Here is a 22561-nt window from a genome sequence, read left to right on the forward strand (position 1 = left end):
CGCCGTCACTTACAGTTGACCGTTATGAAGGAAAAGGGGCGCAAGGTCATCGCGACCAACCGCCGGGCGCGGCACAACTACACGATCCTCGACACCTATGAGGCGGGGATCGCGCTGGTCGGCACCGAGGTGAAGAGCCTGCGTGAGGGCAAGGCCTCGCTGGTCGACGCCTTCGCGACCGTCGACCACGGTGAGGTCTGGTTGCGCGGGTTGCACATCCCGGAGTTCAGCCACGGCACCTGGACCAATCATTCGCCGCGCCGCACCCGCAAGCTGCTGCTGCACAAGCGTGAGATCGAGCACCTGGTCGGCAAGTCGCGCGAGGGCAACCAGACGCTGGTGCCGTTGTCGATGTACTTCTCCGACGGCAAGGTGAAAGTGGAGCTCGCCCTCGCCAAGGGCAAGCAGGACTACGACAAGCGTCAGGATCTGGCCCGCAAGCAGGCCGAGCGCGAGGTCACCCGTGAAGTAGGTCGGCGGGTCAAAGGCATGCGTTGATCTCCGTAGTGCTGGCCCTCGTCGCGGCGGCGGGCTACGGAGTCAGCGACTTCTTCGGCGGGATCGCCGCGCGCAGGGTCACGGCGCTGCGTGTGGTTGTGGTGTCGTACCCGTTTTCCGTGCTGCTGGTCTTGCTGATCGCGCCGCTGGTGGGCGGGCATGCCGACACCGCGTCGGTGCTGTGGGGTCTGGCCGCCGGTGTGGCCAGCGGCTTGGCGGTGTGGTGGTTCTACGCCGCGCTCGCCGACGGTCCGATGTCGGTGGTGTCGCCGCTGACCGCGGTGCTGGTCGCGGGGATACCGGTCATCGCCGGGTTCTTTCTCGGCGAACGGCCCGGCTCGATCGCGATCGCGGGCATCGCCGTGGCCCTGGTCGCGGTGGTGCTCGTGAGCCGGGAGGCACCCGACGAAACCACCGAGGAAATCACCGGCGGCAGGCAACTGCGTTTCACCCGCAGGGTCGCGCTCCTCACGATCGGGTCGGGCGCCGCGTTCGGTTTCGCGTTCTACTTCCTGCACGAAACGAGCGCGAGCGCCGGACTGTGGCCCCTGCTCGCCCAGCGGGTGGCGGCCACCGCGGTCGTGTGGACATCGGCGCTGGCGGCAGGCGAATTCCGCGGACTGCACGGTGAACCCTTGCGCTTGGCCCTGGCGGTCGGCGTGCTCGATGTGATCGCCAATGCCGCGCTGCTCTACGCCTTCCACGGCGCGATGCTGTCGGTGGTGAGCGTGATCGGCTCGCTGTATCCGGCGGCGACCGTGCTGCTGGCGATGGTCCTGCTCGGCGAACGCATCAGCGCCACCCAGAAGGTCGGTATGGTGCTCGCGCTCACGGCGGTCGCCATGATCGCCGCGAGCTGATTCCCTACAACCGGGTGCAGGGCTCGTGCAGGTTCAGCCGACCCAGCGTCTTGCCCTGATAGCCGACACTCACCGCTCTGGCGCCCATCGGCGCCTCCCGGTCCGGTTCGAACACCGCCGACCACTCCGTCTCCAGATCCGGTTCGGCCGCACCCGCCGGGTGGATCACGACCATGCCCTCACCGTCGGGTTTCATCGCGCCGACGCTGCGCCGCAGGCCGGCGCGGGTGAGTTCGCCGTTCGCCGCCGCCGCGGTGAGCAGGGCTTTGAGTGGATAGGTGATCGCCCAGCCCAGCGAATAGCCGAAGTTAGCCGGTTCGCCGGTGATCGCGTCGCGGGCGTGCTTGGCGCCCACGCTGTCGCCGGCCCAGCTGTCGACCGGGGTCGTGTAGTTGTAGAGCGCGGTCAGCGCCGGCGCGGCCGCCGATTGCAGCAGTGCCGCGTTCCAGGTGGGCAGCGAACCGAGGAATCGCCCGGTGAAACCCGACTTCACGAGCTTGCCCACGATCTCCGCGGTCTCGGCGGGTCCGGTGGCCAGCATCACCAGGTCCGGCGCCGCGGCCAGGATCTCCGCCACGGGCCCGTCCTGGTTGCCGACCTCGGCATTGGGTCCGGTGTCGATGCGATCGGCGATGGTGGCGTCGTTGGCCAGCGCCCACTTCAGCGCGCCGCTGGCGTAGTCGCCGCCGTAGTTGCCGCGATAGGCGACCACGGCGATATTGCGCGGCGCGTAATGGGTTTCGGCGAACCAGTCGAGGCCGGTCACCGCTTCGGTGCAGTAGGAGTAGCCCGCGCTGAGCACCAGATTGCGGTCGGCGCTGCGATAGTTCCAGCCCGACCACTGGGTGGCCGCGGTGCTCACCATGTCGTCGGCGTCCATCTGGTTGAGCATCGCGACGGTCTGCGCGGTCCCGAAACTCATCGACAACGCGAGCACGTTCGGCTCGATCTCCTCGTACGCGCTGCGATGGGTGCGCGGATCGTAGGAGGTGTTGCGGGTGTAGGTGCTGATGTCGATGTCGTAGCCGCCGATGCCGCCCGCCGCGTTCACCTGCTTCCAGAACGCCACCTGACCGTCGTTCATCGAGGCACCGAGCGGGGTGAACGGCCCGTTCGCCAGATCCGAGAGCACCCCGAGATAGATGCAGCCGTTATCGGTGTTCGGAGAACCGGGACAGGGCGTGCTGGTGACGCCCGGCGCGGCGGTGGACTCGCCCGACGAGCAGGCCGCGGCCAGCACGAGACTCGCAACAGCCGGGATCGCCGCGAATCGGCGCAGTCCACGGTGACTGGTGAATGCCATGAGATAACTCCTTGCTCCAGTCGCCCAGGACATTTGACCGTTCCGGGGCGGCCGAACGAGAACAGTACCCGTCACCACCGGCGGCCCCACCCGGATTCGCCGAGGCCATCTGGCGGGGTTCGCTACAAGATCACTCAGGCGACACCGCGAGCTGGCAGAAATAATGGGAAGATCTCACGCCGCGCCGGTGTTAATATGACTAGCCCGCACGGTGCGGGCACGTACGGGGCTGAACGGTTTCGACTGCGTACGTTGATTCAGGGGAAGCGTGTCGGTGCAGGCAAGAGACCACCGTAAGCGTCGCTGCAACCAATTAAGCGCCGATTCCAATCAGCGCGAGTACGCCCTCGCTGCCTAAGTAGCCAGGTCGTCTCTGTCAGTCCGGGTTCGTCCCTCGACCCGGGTACTGGCATCAGCTAGAGGGAATTACCGTTCGGCTCGGTCGCGGAGTCGGATGGGACATCTAACAGCGACTGGGATCGTCATCCAGGCTTGTTCGCGAGACTTGGAGATCCGAGCAGAGACACAGCGAACTGCACACGGAGAAGCCCTGAAGACGCGGCGGAGGACCCGGGTTCGATTCCCGGCAGCTCCACCAAGAGTCTCTGGCCTGTTAATGCAGGTCAGAGACTTTTTTTATGCGCTGAGTACGGGCAGATTCGGCCTGCTGCCCACACTTTGCCCACATCCTGCGGCAGCAAGTCTCCTCAGCACCACGGCGAGAATCACGCACTCGGCTGTCTGGCTCAGTTCATCGAAGTAGAACGTAAGGATCGGTGAGACGACGGCTGTTATCCACCGTGACGATCACTTCCCTGATACTTAGTGCTCAGGGTATCGGCGCACACACGCTTCGGGTGGCCGAACAAGACCTATGTTCACTGGTCGCGCTTTGGCCCACACGGCTGCGACGAACACGATGGCTGGTAGGCCGATCACGATCGCCCACCCGAGCACGATCACGTGTCCGCCTGGCATCCGGCCGGGAAGTACTGCCGGGGGCGGCGGTCGTAGGTTTCTGCGGCGCTCAACCATGCGGCGATGGCGTCCACGTCACCCACAACAACCACCCTCCAAACCGAGGCGAGTTGCCAGCCTTCCGGGGTGGATGTGATGGTCATCGACCGGCGTGCGGCGCGTTCGGTCAGGTCGGCAAGCTGGGCCTTCGTCTGGCTGGTCATGAGGGCTGCTTGTTCGTCGGCCACGCCTCGAGCGCTGCGAGCAGTCGCCTGATCACGCTCGGTGGCGCAACGTTGATCGGGTGCGGGCGTTCGGTTCTGGGTGTCCACTGCGGGAGCATCGCGGCCTCCTGGTGCTCTTCGGGATTCACTCCCGGCGCGGACTCTTAGTTCAAACCCGCCGGGAGCGTTGGAGCTGACGGTATGGGTTTGTACAACCGCCTGGACAGGAACTTTCTTGAACTTGCTCCAACTGGTCTGAACAGGCGACAACCTGTGTGACACGGTGGGACGATGTGGGAGTACGGGAAAGCTCGCGCAAGTTCTCACCAGGGGGTAGCGATATGCGCCTAACGTTCCTCGGCAACGGCGGCAGCGACTCGGGCGGCTGCCCGACACTGTTCGCTACCGACAGCGGCACCTACGCGGTCCAGGGATGGCAGACGGACTCACCGGAAACCGTCGAAATCCCGCACTTGCTCCTAGGTTTCGCCCAACCAGACACCTACGTCGGGGTACCGATGGCCGACAGCGGTAGGGGCACGTTCACCCTGACCGGCCGACCGATTACCGACCCGGAAACGCTCGCACAGATGAACCTCGCCGCCGACGAGTCGGCTATCGAGGTCCCCAAGCTCGAAAGGACCTTTTACGGTGCGCTATCGGCCCAACGACGAGCCTGACCTGTGGCCCGGACTGTTCCGGGAAACCAAGCGGTCAGCGTTCCATTTCGAGTGCCGAGACACCTATTTCGTCGCCGACGAGGACGAACGTCTGCGTGCGTTCCTCGCTGGTGAGCCAGCGCCCTACACCGCGACACCGTGGCAGGCGCTCATGCGGGAAACGACCGAACGCGGCGTGAGCGTGAGCCGTGTCCGGGTGGTCACCACACCGCTGTCGGACTATCAGCGATGGTTGCTGTCGGTCACCGGCCACAACGTCGAAGCGGGCGAAAACATCCGGTACGTGCCACGTCACGACGCCGGAGAGATCCCGCCGGATGATGCGTGGCTGTTCGATGACGAGCGGGTCGTCTACAACCTGACCGACGAACGCGGAGCCCCGGCAGGCTTGGCGGTCACCACCGACCCGGCCGTAGTCGATCATTTCGTCGCGACTCGTGACCGGCTGTGGAACGTGGCTGTTCCGTTCGGAGAGTTCGCCGGGTGACCAATCCGGCAGACGCGCGGGAAGCTCTCGGGGCCAGGCTCCGGGAGCTTCGCCGTACAGCAGGCATTACTGGCCGCGCCCTGGCTGACCTCGCCGGTTGGGGTGAGGCGAAGGTCTCGAAGATCGAGAACGGCCGACAGACACCGTCATCCGACGACCTGCGCGCCTATTGCGCCCACACCGGCACCCTCGACCAACTCGCCGATCTGCTGGCGACCCTGCACAACCTCGAAACGGCCTACACCGAGTGGCGCAAGGTTCTGGGCACCGGCACACACCGGCAGCAGAAGGCGAACATCCGCCTAGCCGAGTCAGCCGAGATGATCCGGATCTACCAACCGCAGATCATCCCCGGCATTTTGCAAACAGCGGACTACGCGACTGCCGTTCTTCGCCGTTACGTCGAGTTCTATCGGACGCCCGACGACGTAGACCAGGGCGTCGCCGCGCGCATCGAACGTCAACAGCTCTTGTACTCGGGTCGGCGGAAGTTCCACATTCTCATCGCCGAACAGGCGCTACACACCACGGTCGGCGACGACGCGGTCATGGTCGGCCAACTGGACCGCCTGCTTGCCGTGGCGGGCTTGTCCAGGGTGCTGCTGGGCATCATCCCCGCGAAAGCCGAGATGCCGATACAGGCGACGAACTTCGTCCTGTTCGATCAGCGGCTCGCCACGGTCGAAGCGATCACGGCGGAACTGCGGGTGACCCAACCCCGCGAGATCCTGATCTATCTTCGTGCGTTCGACGCGCTCGCCCGCCAGGCCGCCACTGGGGACCCTGCCCGGCTGCTCATCCGCCGGGCGATGGAAACGCGGCTGTGAAGCCAGCCCAGAGAGCCAGAATCGGCTCGGACTCGGGGCCCACATTTCGCCCACACCGGGAGCGGAAACAGATGCGCAGCGCGAGCACTGGCCGGCGTGGTCCGGGTCTGGGCACGGGTCTACCTCCGGGCGAACTTGATCAGGATGAATGCGACGGCGAGCCACGCTACCGCGTAGACCCCGGCGCGCACCGGGTTCCAGTTGTCGGCGAGCAGGAGAGCGCCGAGGACGGCGAGGCCGGCCAGCAGGGCGAAGATTCTCATGGGTGGTGCCTTTCGGTGCGTGGTGCCGGTCGATCTGAACGCTGCTCACTATTCTTGAATTCAGTTCTGGGCAGAGAAGATTCACGGATGTCGGCCACCAGTTCCCGTCGGGGCGGCGACATCGATGCCCGCCTCGATCCGTCAGCGCTATCAGTACATCCTTTTCTGAATACAGATTCTGATGTACCGTCTGAGGTATGGAATCCACGGTGCAGACCGAAGCGCTGTCCCGGTTCGGTTATGCCCTCTCGGACTCGACCAGAACCAAGATCCTGCTGAGTCTGCGGAAGGAACCCGGCTATCCGTCGGAGCTGGCCGAGGCGATCGGTGTCTCGCGGCAGATCCTGTCCAATCATCTGGCCTGTCTGCGTGGATGTGGTTTGGTCGTCGCGGTTCCCGAGGGGCGGCGCAGCCGGTATGAGCTGGCGGATCCGCGGATCGGGCGGGCGCTGGACGATCTGGTCGGGCTTGTGCTCGCTGTTGATCCGGCCTGTTGCCCGGCGGCGGAATCGGATGGCTGCTGCTGATGGAGGCGATCGGGATGCCGGTGCCGATCGCGCCCAGTTCGGTGCGTCAGGCGGTGCTGGCGACGCGGATTCGGTGGTTGGTCGCGGCGACGATCAGCTACAACGTGGTCGAGGCGGTGATCGCGCTGACCGAAGGCGCGCGGGTGTCCTCGTCCGCGCTGATCGGGTTCGGGCTGGACTCGGTGATCGAGGTGTCCTCGGCGGCCGCGGTGGCGTGGCAGTTCGCCGGGCGCGATCCGCAGGCGCGGGAGAAGGTGGCGCTGCGGGTCATCGCGTTCTCGTTCTTCGCGCTGGCCGGCTATGTCGCTGTCGATGCCGTCCGTTCGCTGCTCGGGGTCGGTGAGGCGCGGCATTCGGCGGTCGGGATCGGGCTGGCGGCCGCGAGTCTGGTGATCATGCCGGTGCTGTCCGCCGCGCAACGGAGGGCAGGACGCGAGCTCGGGTCCGCCTCCGCCGTGGCCGATTCCAAGCAAACCCTGCTGTGCACCTATCTTTCGGCCGTGTTGCTGGTCGGCCTGCTGCTCAACAGCCTGTTCGGCTGGTCGTGGGCCGATCCGCTCGCGGCGCTGGTGATCGCGGTGATCGCGGTCAGAGAAGGAATCAACGCCTGGAAGGGCGAGCCCTGCTGCGCGACGAGGTCCACCGATGTCGGTCCCCGCAGCTGCTGTGACAACGACGATCGAGGAAACACCTGATGATGGCGATCTGCGCACTGGTTCTGTACCTGGTATTCGGCCTGCTCGGCTTCGGCTGGCGGAGTTGGCGTCAGTATCAGGACACGGGTTCGTCCGGTTTCCACGGCATCAGCGGACGGCCCGGCTCGATCGAATGGCTCGCCGGCGTCGGTTTCGTCGCCGCGATCGTGGTCGGCACGGCGTCGTCGGTGCTGCAGCTGGCCGGTGTCGTAGCCCCGATCGGGGCGCTGTCCGCGACGCCGATTCAGGCCGCCGGATTCGTGCTCGCCGTCGTGGGTATCGCGGCAACGCTGTACGCGCAGAACGAGATGGGCGAATCGTGGCGCATCGGGGTCGATCCCAGTGAGACGACGACCTTGGTCGACACCGGGGTGTTCGGTCTGGTTCGCAACCCGATCTTCACCGCGATGCTCGTCTTCGCGGGCGGTGTCACACTGATCATCCCGAACGCTGTCGCGATCGTCGCGTTCGCACTGTTGCTGGTGACGATCGAGCTGCAGGTACGGGCGGTCGAAGAGCCCTATCTGACGCGGGTCCACGGCGCGAACTACCGTGCCTACCTCGCGGCGACGGGACGGTTCGTCCCCGGTCTCGGACGGGCTCCACTCTGATCCGGTAGACCCTGGTGAAGGGTGGTGCGGGTGGGCCACGTAGAACTGAGCGAATGACGCGGTATGCATACGACTCGGGGGCGGGAACGCTGGTCGCCACCTGGGGGACCGGTCGCGGTGATGTCGCCGAGACGATCGCCGAGGTGCCAGGCGCCGAGCACGGCGTGGAGCTGGCGGCGGCCTTGGCGAGTCTGGCGCGGTTCCAGTGGCGGACCTACACCCATCCGGCGACCGCCGCCGGTGATCCCGATGTCGTGAACGGGGAAGCGTGGCGGCGGGCGGAGGAGCGCAATCGCTTCGCGAAGGTCGAAGCCGCGCTGCGCACCCCCAATCTGCCCGACGACGACGGTTGCATGCTGGTCTTCTACAGCCCCATCGAGGAATCCGCGCACCATGTGGGCCGCGTGCTCCATGCGATCGGTGACGCGAGCCTGGTGGACCGGGTGGTGAACGAGGTGCTCACCGAGCAGGCGGCGATCATGGCCGCGGAACTGGGCGATCTGGCAGGTCGAGCCAGGCAGGCCGTCGAACTCACCCGCCCGGAGATCTCCCCGGTGCAGGTGCACGCGGCGGACAGCCTGCTCCGGGCCAATCCCCTTGGGTCGATCGACCTGTTCACCGAACTGGACCCCGCCGCCGCCTCGGTCGCCGCCGCGCACTGGCTGCGAGCCGCGGCGACGGTGGCAGGCGAGGTCACGGGCCTCGAGCCGGTGGACGTGGTCGCCGAGGCGGACGACATCGAAGCCCTCCAGGTCGAGACGCCGACCGTGGTCCTGGAACGGCTCGGCGCGGGGGAGACGCCCACCCAGGTGGTGGTCGACCTGATCGCCGATGCCATCGCGGTCTCCGAGGGCAAGGTTCGCGACCTGGACGGCATCATCGAAGCCGCGCAGGAAATCGAGGAACGCGACGACGAAGACGACGATCTCGACGACTGGACCGACGGCTACCGCATCTGCCGCCTCGACCCCACTCGCCCCGCGATCGATCTGCTCGAAGACCTGCTCGGCGCCATCCGGGGATGCTGGCTGGTCTTCAGCGAAGCCGACAGCGGCGCCACCTTCGAGGACTCCGTCCGAACCGAAGCGGACGCCGATACCTCCCGCTTGCAGTAGCTTCCGATCCACCGAAAAGCCCTGCGCCGCACGGTGATCACCGCGGCGCAGGGCTGCTCACGGACGGGACAGCGCCGCCCGGTGTGGGGCTATCCGCCGGCGCGACGACGGAAGGTGCGCTTCCCGCCCGCCTGCGCATGCGTCCCACGCACTTTGGCGGAATTCTGGGCCGCGCCACCCGCGGAGGAGTGGCCGTTCTTCCGCTCGAGCGCCTCGCGGAACCGCCGCTTCGTCGCCTCCTCCGGGGTTTCGATCGCGTCCGCGGACTGTTCGGCGGAGACTTCCTGTTCATCGGGCATGCGTACAGCCTGCCACCTCGGCGCACCGTCGAACACCATCGGCAGGACCATCGCCCCGCTCGCGAGGGCCCCTCGGTAGGATCCACCGATGCGGGGCAGGCCAGGAGGGACGTGGCTTTGATCGAAGTATGGGGTGCGCGAGTCGCGGTCCGGTACGCGGACGGGCGGTTGGTGACGACGCCGCTGCGCGCAGACAACGAGATCGCGCTCGACGTCGGAGTGGCCGAGCTGGGCAGGATCGCGCTGGCGAACACCGAGGACGGGCAGATGGCGTTGCTGCTGTTCTTCCGGTCGGCGCAGTTCGTGGTGAACGGTGCGCCGACGGATCGTCATCCGGTGCCGGTGTTCCTCGAAACCGGCCTACGCGAACAGGCGCAGGCGCTGATCAGGGCGGTCGAACGCGACCTGGTCAGCCTACGCAGGGTGTTCCCGCCCCGCCCGAATCTCGTTCCACCGCACTCGGTGCAGGGTTCGAACGGCCCGCGGCGCCCCGATGTCACGGCGGCCGCACGCCGAATGCGGCACGCGGGCAACTCCTTACGCGAGATCGACATCCTGCACAGCTGTGCCCGGCCCGACGAGTACGTCCTCGAACTCGCCCAGGCGGGCCACGAGGGCGCTCCCGGCCTGGTTGCGATCACCACGCTGCGCCTGCTGTTCGTGTCCGCGTGGGCGGTCTACGAATTCCCGGTCTCGGTCCTCACCGGCGCCGAAGTGCTCACCGCTCCCGGACAGGTCGCGACGCTGCGGATCTCGGGAGCGGGCACCGATCTCGATTTCGTCGACTGGGAACCCGCCGACTTCACCCGCATCACCGAGGCCGTTCGTCTGGCCTGCGAGATCGAGCACGTCGACGGATCCATCGCCCAGTCGATGCCCTGCTCGGCCGACCTCTTCGGCGAATGGCAACTGCTGGTGGAACGCCGCAAACTGGGCATGGTCGACGACGATCCGTTCCGCCGTCAAGCCGTCGGCATCATGCTGACGATGCCGGGCTGAACACCGGCGCACCCGGATGCAGCGACACCCGCCGCCACGGACTCGACGGTCGAAGGTGCAGCCCCGCGATCATCCGCCTACGTTCGGCCACTTGGCTTTTCGCGGCCGACAGATCTTGCGTGGCCGCCCAGAAGATCGCACCGGTGAGGAACCCGTCGCCGAACTGGCGCCAGTTGCGATAGTGCTGACGCGCCCGATCCAGCCCGGTCAGCATGTGTTCCCACGCCTCGTCCTCGGTCAGGTATCCGGCCGTGCACGCGGCGCGGGCGATGAACACCAGCCGTGCCAGGTCCCATGCGGTGGCGTCGATCTGTAGTGGCGTCGGCAGGCTGTCGGTGATGCCGAGTTTGATGGCCTGTAGCCAGGCGTCGTAGTCGCGATCGATCCCGGCGGGCCCGCGATACCCGCGGAAACCCGAGAGGGTGTGCAGGAATTCGCGATGTTCGTCGGCCAATCCCGACCGATCGACCCGGCCGGTGTCGGTCGCGGCCATCACGGCGAGCGGATGGACGAGTTCGAACAGCGGCGCGTGCATCCCGGCCAGCAGCCGCCGCACGGTGTCGTGGGCGTCCTCGGCGTTGTCGACGCCCCACGACTCGTGCAGTCCTTCGATCGCGGTCTCCCGCCGCGTCGACGCGCTGTCGGGCTCCTCCGGGAGGAACGCGACGCCGTCGCACTGCGCACCCCAGCTGCGCCCGTAATACGCACCGACGGCCAGCGCCCTGATCCGGTCGTCGTCGACAGCCGCCCCCGACCACACGTCCGGCTCGATATCTATGTCCGCACCGGGAAATCCCGCCACCCGCGGCCGTCCACCCCGCACTGATGCTGTCGGTTGCATTGGCACCCCTCTGCCGAGCCGAACGTCGTGCCGTCAGATCTTACGTACCGGGTGATCACGCTGCGGCAGCTACCTGTCGGTGGGCGGGACTACCGTCGAAGTGTGGCCGAATACCGGGAACGCGAATCGCGGCTGGACCGAGCGGTGGTCTGGTCGCGGACCATGCCCGCCGCCACCGGCCCCGTCACCGTGTTCCCCGACGGTTGCATGGATCTGATCTGGACCGAGGGCACATTGATGGTGGCGGGTCCGGACAGTCGCGCGTTCCTCGCGCCGGCCGCGCGTGCCAGGGAATTCGTCGGCATCAGGTTCGCGCCGGGCACCGCTCCCACGTTGCTCGGGGTTCCGGCGGTAGAACTGCTCAACCAGCGGGTCGACCTGGCCGAGATCGCACCGTCGCGCACCACCCGCGAACTCGTCGACCGCATCGACAACGCGCCCGACCGCGGTGCCGCCTTGGAAGCGATCGCATTACGATTCGCCGCCGACAACGGCCCTGCCGATCCGGCGCTCACCGCCGTTGTCGATGCCCTTTCGGCGGGCGCGACGGTCGCCGAAACCGCCGATCGGACGAGCATGTCGGCCCGGATGCTGCACCGGCGCTCCCTGTTCGCCTTCGGCTACGGACCCAAGATGTTGGCCCGTATTCTCCGATTTCAGCGTGCGCTCGCGGCGCTTCGCACCGGAGTTCCGGCGGCGCACATCGCCGCCGTGACCGGCTTCGCCGACCAGGCGCACCTGTCCCGGGAGGTCCGTGACCTGGCGGGATGCTCGGTGCGCACCCTGCAAACCGGCTGACCGGGCGTCTCACCGCCCGGAAAGTCTCATTCGGCACAGCGTGACGGAAGGTTTAGGCTCACTAGTGCACGCCCCGTCGCAAGTGCTCAGTCCAGTCCGAACACCGACGAGAGGATGTGACCTGATGATCGACGAATCCGTGTACTCCACGCTCCGTATCGAGGCAGAACGAGACGAAATCCGCCGGCTTGTCGTCGGCGCGGTCGTCGTCCGCCATCATCGAGTGCTCATCCTGCGCCGCCGACGATCGGATTTCCTGGGTGGCCGGTGGGAGTTGCCCAGCGGCGTCGTCGAGCCGGGTGAGGCACTCGACGAAGCGCTGGCCCGCGAAGTCGCGGAGGAAACCGGGCTCGAGGTCACCGGAGTCAGCGACTACCTCGGTGATTTCGACTACCTGACCGGTGCGGGCGCCCGCACCAGGCAGTTCACCTTCGTCGTCGACGTGGCCGCCACGGGACCGGTGACGCTCACCGACCACGATGCCCACCTGTGGACCAGGCTCACCGGAGAGCCCCCGGTCAGCGACGAGGTCCGCGAGATGCTCGGCCGCTATCAGCAGCGTCAGCGCGACCCCCACGACTGGTCGTCCTATTCGGCGGGCAACGGCGCGTAGAGGTCGATGCCGTGCCCGTCGGGGTCGGCGAGCGAGGCGTAGCGCTGACCCCAGAAGGCATCCCACGGTGGCAGTTCGCCGTGATGGCCGGCGTCGACGAGCTCGGCGTAGAGCTTGTCGACCTCGGCCGGATCGGCGCATCGGAACGCGAGACTGCTGCGGCCGGGACCAGTCGGCGGCTGCCAATCGGGCGCGAAGGAGGCGATCGTCGCCTCGGTGTCCAGCGCCAGCCGAAGCCCGCCGCCGATCACGGCCTCGGCATGGCCCTCGGCTTCGGCGCCGTCCGGGAAGACCAGTCCCAGCCTGCGGTAGAAGGCCACCGAAGCGGCCATATCGGAAACTACAACGGACACGACATCAAGCTGTGGAGTCATATTCGCAGCGTAAACACTCGATCGCGGGTGCGTCTTGAACGAATCGGACGTCTCAGCGGGCGGGCACCGGCAGCAGTTCGGCGATCAGATTGCCGATCAGAATCTGCAGGTGGTCGCGAATGCCGCGCACCACCTCGATCGGCTGACCCGCCGGATCCGACAGCACCCAGTCGCGATAGCTGATCCCCGGAAAATACGGGCACACCTCGCCGCATCCCATCGTGACCACCACATCCGAGAGCCCGACGACATCGTCGGTGAGCGCGGTCGGCCGTGCGCCCGCGATATCGATCCCGATCTCGGCCATGGCCACCACCGCGGCGGGGTTCAGCGCGGCGGCCGGTTCGCTGCCCGCGGTGCGCACCTCGATCCGGTCACCGGCCATGGCGCGCAGGAGACCCGCCGCCATCTGTGATCGGCCCGCGTTGTGGACGCAGACGAACAACACGCTGGGAGTGTGGGCCATGGTCGCCCTTTCGGCGCAGGGGCGAAGTGCTTGTGGCGCTTCGGATATCACCCGTCATCATTCCATCAGCGCGCTGCGGCGGGGGCGGGTGTGGACGAACCGGCGACCCGGTTGTCCGAGCAGTGTCCGCGCGGCGAGATCGTCAGTCGAGTGCGCCCAGTACCCGGTGCACGTAGTCGTTGGCGAATACCCCGGTGGGGTCGAAGCGACGGCGCACCGCGGTGAAGCGGTCCCAGTCGGGGTAGCGCGAGCGCAGTGTCTCGGCGGTCTGGAAGTGGCGTTTGCCCCAGTGCGGCCTGCCGTCGTAGGCGTCGAAGACCGCCTCGCACGCGCGGAAATACGGTTCCCACACCATGCCCTGATACTGGTGCACCGCGATGTAGCAGGTGTCGCGTCCGCCCGCGGGGGACAGGAAGGCGTCGTCGGGCGCGACCCAGCGCACCTCGATCGGCATCGGCGTGCCGAATCGTCTTCCCAGCGCGAGGATCTCGCGAATCGCCTCGGCCGCGTGCGCGCGCGGGATCGCGTATTCCATCTCGTTGAACTTCACCAGCCGCGGGGTGGAGAACACGCGATAGGAACGGTCGACCTGCCGGTTGTTGCTCCCGGCGAGCGTGGCCGCGCGGTGAATCATGGGGATGGCGGCGGGAATTCGCCGACCGAGCTTGCACATGCCGTCGTAGACATGGTTGGCGATCAGGATGTCGTTGATCCATTCGCGCATCGTGCCGCGCGGCTGTTCCGGCGCCTGCGTGCGATCGATGGCCTTGGTCATCGCCGTGGCGCTGTGCGGGAACGCGAAGAACTCGAAATGATCACTGCCGTCGGCGAATTCGTCGATATCGGCGAGCACATCATCCAGCGGCACCGGCCGCTCGACGCACTCCAGGACGAACGACGGCTCGAGTTGCAGGGTGGCCGCGGTGACAACGCCGAGCGCGCCGACGCTGACCCGCGCCGCCTTCCAGCCGTCGGGGTCGGTCTGCTCGTTGAGCTCCACCAGGGTGCCGTCCGCGCGCAGCACCTCCACCGAGTGCAGTGCCGCGGAGATATTGCGCAGCCGGGCGCCGGTGCCGTGGGTGGCGGTGGCGGTCGCGCCCGCGAGGCTCTGCGTATCGATGTCGCCGAGATTGGGGAAGGCCAGGCCGTGTCCGTGCAGCAGCGGGCTCGCCGCGTGCAGCGAGATCCCGGCCTCCACCCGCACGCGTCCGGTGGCGGAGTCGACGTCGAGAACCTTGTCCAGACCGCTGAGGTCGATCAGCGTGCCGTCGGTGAGCACGGCGTCGGTGAACGAGTGTCCCGACCCGGCGACGCGCACGGTCCGCCCCGCGGCCGCCGATTCGGTCACGATCGCGGCCAGTTCCTCGACGTCGCGTGGCGCGGCGACGACGGCGGGTGTGCAGCTCTGCTGGCCTGCCCAGTTCACCCAGGTGCTCTTGGTCATGTGTCCAACAGTAGAGGATGCACTGTGACGCGCGCTACTGGTCGGACGGGTTTCGGCTCAGCGACGGCGTCCGAGGCAGCCGGCGGCCTTGGCCTGCTCGACTTCCTCGTTGGTCATCGGCGCGACCAGCAGTGGCCTGCGCGGCACCGCGTCGGTGCGCACGCCGTTGAGTGCGATGGCCATATATCGTTGCCACACTTCGGAATTGATCGGCCCCGCGAACTCCGCGAGGGAATTGACCATGTGGATCAGCGCGAAGAAGTCGGTGGTCGCGATGTCGGGGTCCACCGCGCCCGCCGCGCGGGCACGATCGATGATGCCCGCGACCGCCGGTTGGATCCGGTCGCGCAACTCGGCGAAACGGGCCGGATCTTCCTCGAGTTCGAGCATCACCTCGCCGAAGCCGCGGTTGGTCGCCAGGTGTTTGCACGCACTCTCGAAGAACTCGACGAGCGCGAGCCAGGCGTCCGGGTTGCTCATGGCCGCGTCAGCCGCGTCGGCGAAGTCCTTCACGTGCTGGTCGAAGACCTCGGCGATCAGTTCCTTCTTGTTCGCGAAGCGCCGGTACACCGTGCCGACGCCGACTCCGGCGCGCTCGGCGACGTCGTCGAGGGTGATCTCGAGGCCGTGATCGGCGAATAGCTCACGGGCGGCCGCGACGATGCGTTGCTGATTGCGCGCGGCGTCGGCGCGCAGCCTGCGAGGTGGTGTGGCAGTCGTCGTGGCGTGATTCACAAGTACATCCTATCAATCCGGGGATTAAGTGGAGGTCATTTCTCCGTTACTCTGGTAGCTTCGAATGAAGCGGAGGCGGTATCTCCGATTATGCCACCTGAAACCACGCGCAGACCTTCTAGGGGAGTTATGACCACCACACTCGACACCGGGCTCGAGAGCCCCGCGGATACCGGTCGCCGCGGCTCGCACGCCCTGCGCTGGTGGGTGCTTGCCGTACTCGGCATCGCCCAGCTGATGGTCGTGCTCGATGCGACGATCGTCAATATCGCGCTGCCCGCGGCCCAGGCCGACCTCGGCTTCGGCGACGGTGACCGGCAGTGGGTCATCACCGGCTACGCCCTCGCCTTCGGCAGCCTCCTGCTGCTCGGCGGCAGGCTCAGCGACCTGTTCGGCCGCCGCAACACCTTCATCGTCGGGCTCGTGGGCTTCGCGGTGGCCTCGGCCATCGGCGGTGCGGCCTCCAGCTTCGAGATGCTCGTCGCGGCCCGCGTCGGCCAGGGTGTGTTCGGCGCGCTGCTCGCGCCCGCCGCGCTCTCACTGCTCACGGTCACCTTCACCGAACCCGGTGAGCGGTCCAAGGCGTTCGGCATCTTCGGTGCCGTCGCCGGTGCCGGTGGTGCGATCGGTCTGCTGCTCGGTGGCGTGCTCACCGAATGGGCGTCGTGGCGCTGGGCGATGTACGTCAACCTGATCTTCGCCGCCGTCGCGCTCGTCGGTGCTGTGCTGTTGCTGGCCAAGCACACATCGACCTCGCGTCCCAAGCTCGACTGGTACGGCACGGTCACCGTCACCGCCGCGCTGTTCGGCATCGTCTACGGCTTCTCGCACGCCGAGTCGAACGGCTGGAGCGACCCGACCACGCTGGCCTTCCTGATCGGTGGCGCCGTGCTGCTCGCGGCCTTCGTCTGGATCGAGACCAAGGTCGCGCACCCGTTGCTGCCGTTGCGCATCGTCGCCGACCGCACCCGTGGCGCGTCGTACCTGACCGTGTTCGTCATGGGCATCGGCATGTTCGCGATCTTCTTGTTCCTCACCTTCTACATGCAGCTGACCCTGGCGTACACGCCGATCGTCACCGGTCTGGCCTTCCTGCCGATGGTGGCGGGCATGGTGGTCTCCTCGACCACCGCGCCGTCGCTGCTGCTGCCGAAGGTCGGCCCCAAGATCGTCATCAGCGGTGGATTCCTGGTCGCCGCCGCGGGCATGCTGTGGCTCACCCAGATCGGCCTGGACTCGGGCTACGCCACCCATATCCTGCCCGCGCTGGTCCTGCTCGGCCTCGGCCTCGGTGGTGCGATGTCGGTCGCGTTCCAGGGTGCGACGGCGGGCGTGCAGCACGAGGACGCCGGCGTCGCCTCGGCGATGGTCAACACCAGCCAGCAGGTCGGTGGGTCCATCGGCACTGCGCTGCTCAGCACCATCGCGGCCTCGGCGATGACCGATTACGTGTCCTCGCACCAGCCGGGCCCGCTCACGATGGCGCAGGGCGCGATCGAGAGCTACACCACCAGCTTCTGGTGGGCTACGGCCACTTTCGTGCTCGGCGCGATCGTGATCGCGGCGATCATGCCGAACACCGTGCCCGCCCCGGCCGAAGGTGAACCGGTGCTGGCGCACTGATCCAGGACAACTGCCAGACGATGGCCCGAACCGACAATCGGTTCGGGCCATCGTCGTTCGCCGGTGAGGGCTGCTGAAAGTTTGCCACGGGGCGCACCGCTCGCCAGGGTGTCGGTGGGTCTCGATACGATGAGCGACGACCACCACACGGATCGGCCGACGGGAGGGGAACGCATGGCATCGCGGCCCCCGGCGCTCGATCCGGCCGTCCTCGCGGCGATCTCGGTGGGTGGTGGACTCGGCGCCACCGCCCGTTTCGGCGTCGGGCACTGGTGGCCGGTACTCCCCGGCCGATTCCCGTGGTCGACGTTGACGGTGAATGTGCTCGGCTGCTTCGCGATCGGGGTGCTCATGGTCGTGGTCACCGAACTGTGGGAAGCACCGAAACTCGTGCGGCCGTTCCTGGGAATCGGTGTGCTGGGGGGCTTCACGACTTTCTCCACCTATAGCCTCGAGATTCGTAGACTCATCGGCACCGGTGCGACGGGCACGGCGGTCGCCTATCTCGGCCTGTCGGTGCTCGCGGCGCTCGGTGCCGTGGCAGTCGCCATGAGCGTGACCCGCTGGGGCGCGCGGCGGGGGTTCGCGTGAAATCGACGACGGAAGGGGGCCATCCGATGGTCGAGATGTGGGCTCCCACACGGGGAGGCGCGGCATGACGGTGGCGCTGGTGCTGGCCGGGGGCATGCTGGGGGCACCTGCCCGGTACCTGATCGACCGGCGGATGTCGGCGTGGTTTCCGACTGGGCTGCCGTGGGGGACACTAACCGTTAACATTGTCGGTTCGGCGTTGCTCGGGGGTCTGATCGGCGCGAGTGCGGGCAGTGCGCTGCTGGCATTCGCGGCAACCGGCTTCTGTGGTGCGCTGACCACGTTCAGCACGTTCGGCTACGAGACGGTCCGTCTGGTAACCGAGGGCGCCTACGTGTACGCCGTGGGCAATGTCGCGATCAGCGTCGCGGCGAGCCTGGCCGCGGTGTACGCCGCCGCGTCCCTGACCCAGTGGTTGTGCGCATGATTCTCATGACCAGCCGCGCGCAGCCGACACGGAAGGGAACACCCACCATGGCCCACGATCGCGCCGGACGGCCCGCCCGCCCGACCGACCTGGTGGATATCGCTCACCTGGTCACCGCGTACTACAGCCTCGTCCCCGATCCGGACGAGCCGAGCCAGCAGGTGGTGTTCGGCACCTCGGGTCACCGTGGGTCCAGCGAGGACAGCGCGTTCAACGAGGCCCACATCATGGCGATGACGCAGGCGATCGTCGAATACCGCGCCACCCGTGACATCACCGGCCCGGTCTACCTCGCGCGCGACACCCATGCCCTGTCCGAACCCGCCTGGACCACCGCGCTCGAGGTCCTGGCGGGCAACGACGTCACGGCGGTGATCGACGCCCGCGGCCGCTACACGCCCACGCCCGCGCTGAGCCACGCTGTCCTGAACCACAATCGCGGCGGTACCAAGCACCAGGCCGACGGCATCGTGGTCACCCCTTCGCACAATCCGCCGCGCGACGGCGGCTTCAAATACAACCCGCCGCACGGCGGCCCCGCCGACACCAAGGCCACCGACGCCATCGCCGCCCGCGCCAACGAACTGCTGCGCGGCGGCCTGGCCGGGGTCAAACGAGTCTCGCTCGATCAGGCGATGAACACCCACGTCCAGCGCTACGACTACCTCGACCAGTACGTCTCCGACCTGCCGAACGCGTTGAACCTGGACGCGATTCGGGGCGCGGGAATCCGGATGGGCGCCGACCCGATGGGTGGCGCGAGCGTGGACTACTGGGAGGAGATCGGCCAGCGTTTCGATCTCGAGCTCGAAGTGGTCAACCCGTTCGTCGACCCCACCTGGCGTTTCATGACCCTCGACAGTGACGGCCAGATCCGGATGGACCCGTCCTCACGCCATGCCATGGCGGCCCTGGTCGGCATCAAGGACGACTACGACATCTCCACCGGCAACGACGCCGACGCCGACCGGCACGGCATCGTCACCCCGGACGGTGGCCTGATGAACCCGAACCACTTCCTGGCCGTCGCGATCGAATACCTGGTCGCGAACCGGATGTGGTGGGACGCGCTCACCAAGATCGGCAAGACCGTCGTCACCTCGTCCATGGTCGACCGCGTGGTCGGCGTGCTCGGGCGGGACGTGCACGAGGTGCCGGTCGGGTTCAAGTGGTTCGTGCCCGGATTGTTCAGTGGCAGTTTGGCATTCGGTGGTGAGGAGAGCGCGGGCGCGTCGTTCCTGCGGATGGACGGCACCGTCTGGACCACCGACAAGGACGGCATCCTGCTGGCCCTGCTCGCCGCCGAGATCGCCGCCGTCACCGGCCAGACTCCTTCTGCCAGGTACGGCGAACTGGAACGCCAATACGGCAGCCCCGCCTACGCGCGGATCGATGCCGCCGCCACCAGCGAGCAGAAAGCCAAGCTCGCGCGCCTGACCCCCGAGGCCGTCACCGGCACCGAGATCGCGGGCGAGGAGATCACCGGCATCCTCACCACCGCGCGCGGCAACGGAGCGCCGCTGGGCGGGCTGAAGGTGACCACGGAGAACGCCTGGTTCGCCGCACGTCCCTCGGGCACCGAGGACAAATACAAGATCTACGCCGAGTCCTTCCTCGGCCCCGAACATCTCACCCAGGTACAGGCCGCGGCCGAGGAGATGGTGAACCAGGCGCTGACCGAGTGAGCGCTCCGGCCAAAGTCCGGCTACCCGCCGAGATCTGGGTACTGATCGCGGCCGCCTTCGTGATCGCGCTCGGGTTCGGTCTCGTGGCGCCCGTGCTGCCCCAGTACGCCCGCGAATTCGGGGTGGGCATCGCGGCGGCGTCGGCGATCGTGAGCGCGTTCGCGTTGATGCGGTTGCTCTTCGCGCCCGCCAGCGGTCGGCTCGTGCAGAAGCTGGGCGAGCGGCGGGTGTATCTGGCGGGCATCGTGATCGTGGCGCTGTCGACCGGGGCATGCGCGCTCGCGCAGACGTATTGGCAACTGCTGGTGCTGCGTTCGCTCGGTGGCATCGGGTCCACGATGTTCACGGTGTCGTCGATGGCGCTGATCATCCGGGTGTCACCGCCCGCCGCGCGCGGCCGGGTCTCGGGGGTCTACTCGACCAGTTTCCTGATCGGGTCGTTGCTCGGGCCGCTGGTCGGCAGCAGTCTGGCCGGTTTCGGGCTGCGTGCGCCGTTCGTCATCTACATGGCCGCGCTGCTCGTGGTGTGTGTGATCGTGTTCGCCGGGCTGCGCGAATCGCCGGTGCTCGCGCCCGAGAACGGCGCGAAGCCTGTCGAGTTCACCTTCCGTCAAGGGTGGGCCGAGCCCGCTTATCGGGCGGTGCTGCTGTCGAGTTTCGCCGGTGGTATCGCGGTGTTCGGTGTGCGGATGGCATTCGTCCCGTTGCTCGTCGTGGAAACGCTGCATCAGGAAGTCGGTATGGCGGGTGTCGCGCTGACGGTGTTCGCCGCGGGCAACGCGGCCGTGTTGTTCGCGTCGGGCAGGCTCTCCGACCGGCTCGGCCGGAAACCGTTCCTGATCGCCGGATCTGTCATCTGCGCGCTCGGCACCGGCGCGCTCGGTTTCGCGCCGACACTGCCGTGGTTCCTCGCCGCGTCGTTCATCGCGGGTCTGGGTTCGGGGATGTTCAGCCCGGTGCAGCAAGCGGCGCTGGCCGATGTGATCGGGTCGCGGGCCCGCGGTGGTCCGGTGCTGGCCGCGTTCCAGATGTCGGCCGATCTGGGCACCGTGCTCGGTCCGATCGTCATCGGCTGGTTGGCCGAGCGCACGTCGTTCGGGGTGGGTATGGCCGTGACCGGTGCGGTGCTGGCGGTGTCGGCGGCCGTATGGGTATTCACTCCCGAGCCCTCGCAGATCGAGCACCCCGACGATCCGGAGCACCCCGACCACGCGGGCGACGGCATCGACCCCCAATGCGCCTGCGACGGCAGTCCCGACGGTAAGCCGGTGGTGCGTGACGGCATGGTTCCCGCCGGTCGACCCAGCGATTACCACAAGCCGCAGTAGCAGGTCAGCGCCATTTCGGCGTGCCCGCGCGGCGCGCCGCCGGCGACTCGAGGCAGAGTGGACGGGTGAGCACAGCCGGTTCTTCGCACAATCCGCGCCCCGTTTCCAGCAACACCACCTACGCGCTGGCCGCGGTGGCGGTCGTCCTCATCGGGTTGATCGTGTTCGCTGCCTACAAGTGGAGCGCGGAACCGCCGCCCGCCGTCCGCAACGAGGGCTACGGCCCCGTCCGTGAGGCCGCCGTGCAGGTCACCACCACCCCCGAGGGCGTCATCCGCCTCGGCCGCCCCGACGCCCCCAAGACCGTCGACATCTTCGAAGACCCCATCTGCCCCGCCTGCGGCGCGATGGAAACCGCCTACGGCCAGGAGCTCGCCCAGAAGATCGACGAAGGCAAGCTCGCGGTGAACTACCACCTCGTCACCTTCCTCGACCCCCAGTCCAAGAGCAAGGACTACTCCACCCGCGCGACAGCCGCGAATCTCTGTGTCGCCCAAACGGGTTCAGGGCCCATCTACAGCAAGTTCCACGAAGCCCTGTTCACGAAGAAGCAGCCCTCCGAAGGCGGCTCCGACCTGAGCAACCCCGCCCTGGCCACCATCGCCACCGAATCCGGCGCCCCCGAATCCGTCGCCGCCTGCATCAACAACGGCACCCAGTCCGACGCCGCCAAGACCGCCGCCGCGAAGAACCTCGCCGACCTCGACGCCCGCACCGGCAACAAGGCCGCCACCCCCGCGATCTACGACGGCACCACCAAGATCAACTGGCAGGACGAGAACTGGGTAGTGAACCTGGCGCCCTGAGCCCCCGCGTGAGGTTCGGCACATTCTACCCCTGACCAGCCGATCCTTCCCGCCCCACGAGCCACTGCGCCCCCGCCCGTAACCTCACATTTTCGCCGCCTACCAGCCGATTTGTTCTCTCTCAGACGCATGGTGTAACTTCATTCAGGCAGCAGCGAGAGCCGCTGAAACAACTGAACACGGGGCTATGGCGCAGCTGGTAGCGCACCACACTGGCAGTGTGGGGGTCAGGGGTTCGAGTCCCCTTAGCTCCACCCACGACAAATGGTCCGGCTTTCGAGCCGGACCATTTGTCATTTTCGTCCCGTTTTTGGATGTCGAGGCGAAGCAGCCTGCTTCCCGACGGCGGTCCAGCCGTTCCCGAACCGGAAACGATCAGTCGGTGACCCACGACCGATCCGGCACCGCGCACGTATGCCTGAACTACCGCCCTCGCCGCAGCGCTCAGCCCGCGTGCGGATCGGGCAACGCAGGCTTCACCGGCA

27 protein-coding genes, 1 tRNA gene and 1 other RNA gene are annotated in these 22561 nt (G+C 67.3%); 20 read left to right on the forward strand and 9 right to left on the reverse strand.

All coding sequences use genetic code 11. The features are described 5' to 3' along the window. Nucleotides 1-24 precede the first annotated feature (24 nt). On the forward strand, nt 25-498 hold the full coding sequence (gene smpB, locus ACFTS5_RS20045; RefSeq protein WP_378632974.1) for an SsrA-binding protein SmpB: 474 nt from the start codon (nt 25-27) through the stop codon (nt 496-498). Continuing rightward, nucleotides 495-1358: an EamA family transporter gene (locus ACFTS5_RS20050; RefSeq protein ID WP_378632976.1), complete on the forward strand. Its 864-nt coding sequence runs from the start codon at nt 495-497 to the stop codon at nt 1356-1358. Before smpB ends, ACFTS5_RS20050 begins: the two co-directional genes overlap by 4 nt. A 4-nt stretch (nt 1359-1362) precedes the next feature. Here ACFTS5_RS20050 and ACFTS5_RS20055 read toward each other — a convergent pair whose 3' ends face one another. After that, the gene (locus ACFTS5_RS20055) at nt 1363-2661 is read right to left on the reverse strand and encodes an ABC transporter substrate-binding protein (RefSeq protein ID WP_378632978.1); all 1299 of its coding nucleotides are present in this window, start codon (nt 2659-2661) and stop codon (nt 1363-1365) included. Nucleotides 2662-2886: 225 nt separating this feature from the next. On the opposite strand from ACFTS5_RS20055, the gene ssrA reads away from it, so the two are divergent. Then, nucleotides 2887-3259, forward strand: a transfer-messenger RNA (tmRNA) gene (gene ssrA, locus ACFTS5_RS20060). Between the two features lie 361 nt (nt 3260-3620). Here ssrA and ACFTS5_RS20065 read toward each other — a convergent pair. Continuing rightward, on the reverse strand, nt 3621-3950 hold the full coding sequence (locus ACFTS5_RS20065) for a hypothetical protein (RefSeq protein ID WP_378632981.1): 330 nt from the start codon (nt 3948-3950) through the stop codon (nt 3621-3623). Between the two features lie 233 nt (nt 3951-4183). On the opposite strand from ACFTS5_RS20065, the gene ACFTS5_RS20070 reads away from it, so the two are divergent. The 3 genes from ACFTS5_RS20070 to ACFTS5_RS20080 are packed head-to-tail and all read left to right on the forward strand — an operon-like array spanning nt 4184 to nt 5836. Then, nucleotides 4184-4522: a hypothetical protein gene (locus tag ACFTS5_RS20070; protein WP_378632983.1), complete on the forward strand. Its 339-nt coding sequence runs from the start codon at nt 4184-4186 to the stop codon at nt 4520-4522. After that, nucleotides 4494-5009: a DUF6879 family protein gene (locus ACFTS5_RS20075; protein WP_378632986.1), complete on the forward strand. Its 516-nt coding sequence runs from the start codon at nt 4494-4496 to the stop codon at nt 5007-5009. The genes ACFTS5_RS20070 and ACFTS5_RS20075 overlap by 29 nt, the downstream gene beginning before the upstream one ends. After that, nucleotides 5006-5836, forward strand: coding sequence for a helix-turn-helix domain-containing protein (locus tag ACFTS5_RS20080; RefSeq protein WP_378632988.1), 831 nt, complete (start codon nt 5006-5008; stop codon nt 5834-5836). The genes ACFTS5_RS20075 and ACFTS5_RS20080 overlap by 4 nt, the downstream gene beginning before the upstream one ends. Before the next feature lie 119 nt (nt 5837-5955). Here ACFTS5_RS20080 and ACFTS5_RS20085 read toward each other — a convergent pair whose 3' ends face one another. Beyond that, nucleotides 5956-6099: a hypothetical protein gene (locus ACFTS5_RS20085; protein WP_378632991.1), complete on the reverse strand. Its 144-nt coding sequence runs from the start codon at nt 6097-6099 to the stop codon at nt 5956-5958. A gap of 197 nt (nt 6100-6296) precedes the next feature. Between ACFTS5_RS20085 and ACFTS5_RS20090 the strand changes: the two genes are divergently transcribed. The 4 genes from ACFTS5_RS20090 to ACFTS5_RS20105 are packed head-to-tail and all read left to right on the forward strand — an operon-like array spanning nt 6297 to nt 9047. Next, a complete protein-coding gene (locus ACFTS5_RS20090; protein WP_378632993.1) occupies nt 6297-6626 on the forward strand; it encodes an ArsR/SmtB family transcription factor in 330 nt (109 codons plus the stop codon). A 14-nt stretch (nt 6627-6640) separates the two neighbouring features. Beyond that, entirely contained in the window at nt 6641-7321 is a 681-nt protein-coding gene (locus tag ACFTS5_RS20095; protein WP_378632994.1) for a cation transporter, read from the forward strand. 2 nt (nt 7322-7323) lie between these two features. Next, nucleotides 7324-7932 (forward strand): methyltransferase family protein, encoded by a 609-nt coding sequence (locus ACFTS5_RS20100; RefSeq protein WP_378633461.1) that lies wholly within the window; start codon nt 7324-7326, stop codon nt 7930-7932. 53 nt (nt 7933-7985) lie between these two features. Beyond that, on the forward strand, nt 7986-9047 hold the full coding sequence (locus tag ACFTS5_RS20105) for a hypothetical protein (protein ID WP_378632996.1): 1062 nt from the start codon (nt 7986-7988) through the stop codon (nt 9045-9047). A gap of 89 nt (nt 9048-9136) precedes the next feature. Here the strand turns inward: ACFTS5_RS20105 and ACFTS5_RS20110 are convergent, their stop codons facing one another. Beyond that, nucleotides 9137-9346 carry a DUF5302 domain-containing protein gene (locus ACFTS5_RS20110; protein WP_063816119.1) on the reverse strand — a complete coding sequence of 70 codons (210 nt, stop codon included), beginning with the start codon at nt 9344-9346 and terminating at the stop codon, nt 9137-9139. Between the two features lie 111 nt (nt 9347-9457). Here ACFTS5_RS20110 and ACFTS5_RS20115 point away from each other — a divergent pair, with 111 nt between their 5' ends. Beyond that, the gene (locus ACFTS5_RS20115; protein ID WP_378632999.1) at nt 9458-10345 is read left to right on the forward strand and encodes a hypothetical protein; all 888 of its coding nucleotides are present in this window, start codon (nt 9458-9460) and stop codon (nt 10343-10345) included. Here ACFTS5_RS20115 and ACFTS5_RS20120 read toward each other — a convergent pair. Further along, nucleotides 10323-11147 (reverse strand): DUF1266 domain-containing protein, encoded by an 825-nt coding sequence (locus tag ACFTS5_RS20120; RefSeq protein WP_378633002.1) that lies wholly within the window; start codon nt 11145-11147, stop codon nt 10323-10325. The genes ACFTS5_RS20115 and ACFTS5_RS20120 overlap by 23 nt on opposite strands. A 141-nt stretch (nt 11148-11288) precedes the next feature. Here ACFTS5_RS20120 and ACFTS5_RS20125 point away from each other — a divergent pair, with 141 nt between their 5' ends. Continuing rightward, nucleotides 11289-11984, forward strand: a complete 696-nt coding sequence (locus ACFTS5_RS20125; RefSeq protein ID WP_378633004.1) for a helix-turn-helix domain-containing protein — start codon at nt 11289-11291, stop codon at nt 11982-11984. 124 nt (nt 11985-12108) lie between these two features. Then, nucleotides 12109-12597, forward strand: a complete 489-nt coding sequence (locus ACFTS5_RS20130) for an NUDIX hydrolase (RefSeq protein ID WP_378633007.1) — start codon at nt 12109-12111, stop codon at nt 12595-12597. Here ACFTS5_RS20130 and ACFTS5_RS20135 read toward each other — a convergent pair. The 4 genes from ACFTS5_RS20135 to ACFTS5_RS20150 form a co-directional block, all read right to left on the reverse strand. After that, nucleotides 12573-12971 (reverse strand): VOC family protein, encoded by a 399-nt coding sequence (locus ACFTS5_RS20135; RefSeq protein WP_378633010.1) that lies wholly within the window; start codon nt 12969-12971, stop codon nt 12573-12575. The two genes, ACFTS5_RS20130 and ACFTS5_RS20135, sit on opposite strands and share 25 nt — an antisense overlap. 52 nt (nt 12972-13023) lie before the next feature. Next, a complete protein-coding gene (locus tag ACFTS5_RS20140) occupies nt 13024-13437 on the reverse strand; it encodes an arsenate reductase ArsC (protein WP_378633013.1) in 414 nt (137 codons plus the stop codon). Nucleotides 13438-13579: 142 nt separating this feature from the next. Beyond that, complete coding sequence (locus tag ACFTS5_RS20145; protein ID WP_378633015.1) at nt 13580-14881, reverse strand: D-arabinono-1,4-lactone oxidase; 1302 nt, start codon at nt 14879-14881, stop codon at nt 13580-13582. Nucleotides 14882-14938: 57 nt separating this feature from the next. Beyond that, entirely contained in the window at nt 14939-15616 is a 678-nt protein-coding gene (locus ACFTS5_RS20150) for a TetR/AcrR family transcriptional regulator (protein ID WP_358070330.1), read from the reverse strand. 129 nt (nt 15617-15745) lie between these two features. Here ACFTS5_RS20150 and ACFTS5_RS20155 point away from each other — a divergent pair, with 129 nt between their 5' ends. The 7 genes from ACFTS5_RS20155 to ACFTS5_RS20185 all read left to right on the forward strand — a co-directional run bounded on the left by ACFTS5_RS20155 (nt 15746) and on the right by ACFTS5_RS20185 (nt 22330). Beyond that, on the forward strand, nt 15746-17239 hold the full coding sequence (locus ACFTS5_RS20155) for an MFS transporter (protein ID WP_378633018.1): 1494 nt from the start codon (nt 15746-15748) through the stop codon (nt 17237-17239). A 174-nt stretch (nt 17240-17413) separates the two neighbouring features. Further along, entirely contained in the window at nt 17414-17830 is a 417-nt protein-coding gene (crcB, locus tag ACFTS5_RS20160) for a fluoride efflux transporter CrcB (protein WP_378633020.1), read from the forward strand. 64 nt (nt 17831-17894) lie between these two features. Continuing rightward, nucleotides 17895-18257 (forward strand): fluoride efflux transporter CrcB, encoded by a 363-nt coding sequence (gene crcB / locus ACFTS5_RS20165; protein WP_378633021.1) that lies wholly within the window; start codon nt 17895-17897, stop codon nt 18255-18257. Nucleotides 18258-18304: 47 nt separating this feature from the next. After that, the gene (pgm, locus tag ACFTS5_RS20170; RefSeq protein ID WP_378633023.1) at nt 18305-19942 is read left to right on the forward strand and encodes a phosphoglucomutase (alpha-D-glucose-1,6-bisphosphate-dependent); all 1638 of its coding nucleotides are present in this window, start codon (nt 18305-18307) and stop codon (nt 19940-19942) included. Continuing rightward, nucleotides 19939-21270, forward strand: coding sequence for an MFS transporter (locus ACFTS5_RS20175; protein ID WP_378633024.1), 1332 nt, complete (start codon nt 19939-19941; stop codon nt 21268-21270). The genes pgm and ACFTS5_RS20175 overlap by 4 nt, the downstream gene beginning before the upstream one ends. A gap of 65 nt (nt 21271-21335) precedes the next feature. Further along, nucleotides 21336-22076 (forward strand): DsbA family protein, encoded by a 741-nt coding sequence (locus ACFTS5_RS20180; protein WP_378633026.1) that lies wholly within the window; start codon nt 21336-21338, stop codon nt 22074-22076. Between the two features lie 181 nt (nt 22077-22257). Continuing rightward, nucleotides 22258-22330, forward strand: a tRNA-Ala gene (locus tag ACFTS5_RS20185). Nucleotides 22331-22561 lie beyond the last annotated feature (231 nt).

Origin of the sequence: Nocardia sp. NPDC056952 (assembly GCF_042674185.1) — a bacterium.
Classification (GTDB): Bacteria; Actinomycetota; Actinomycetes; order Mycobacteriales; family Mycobacteriaceae; genus Nocardia.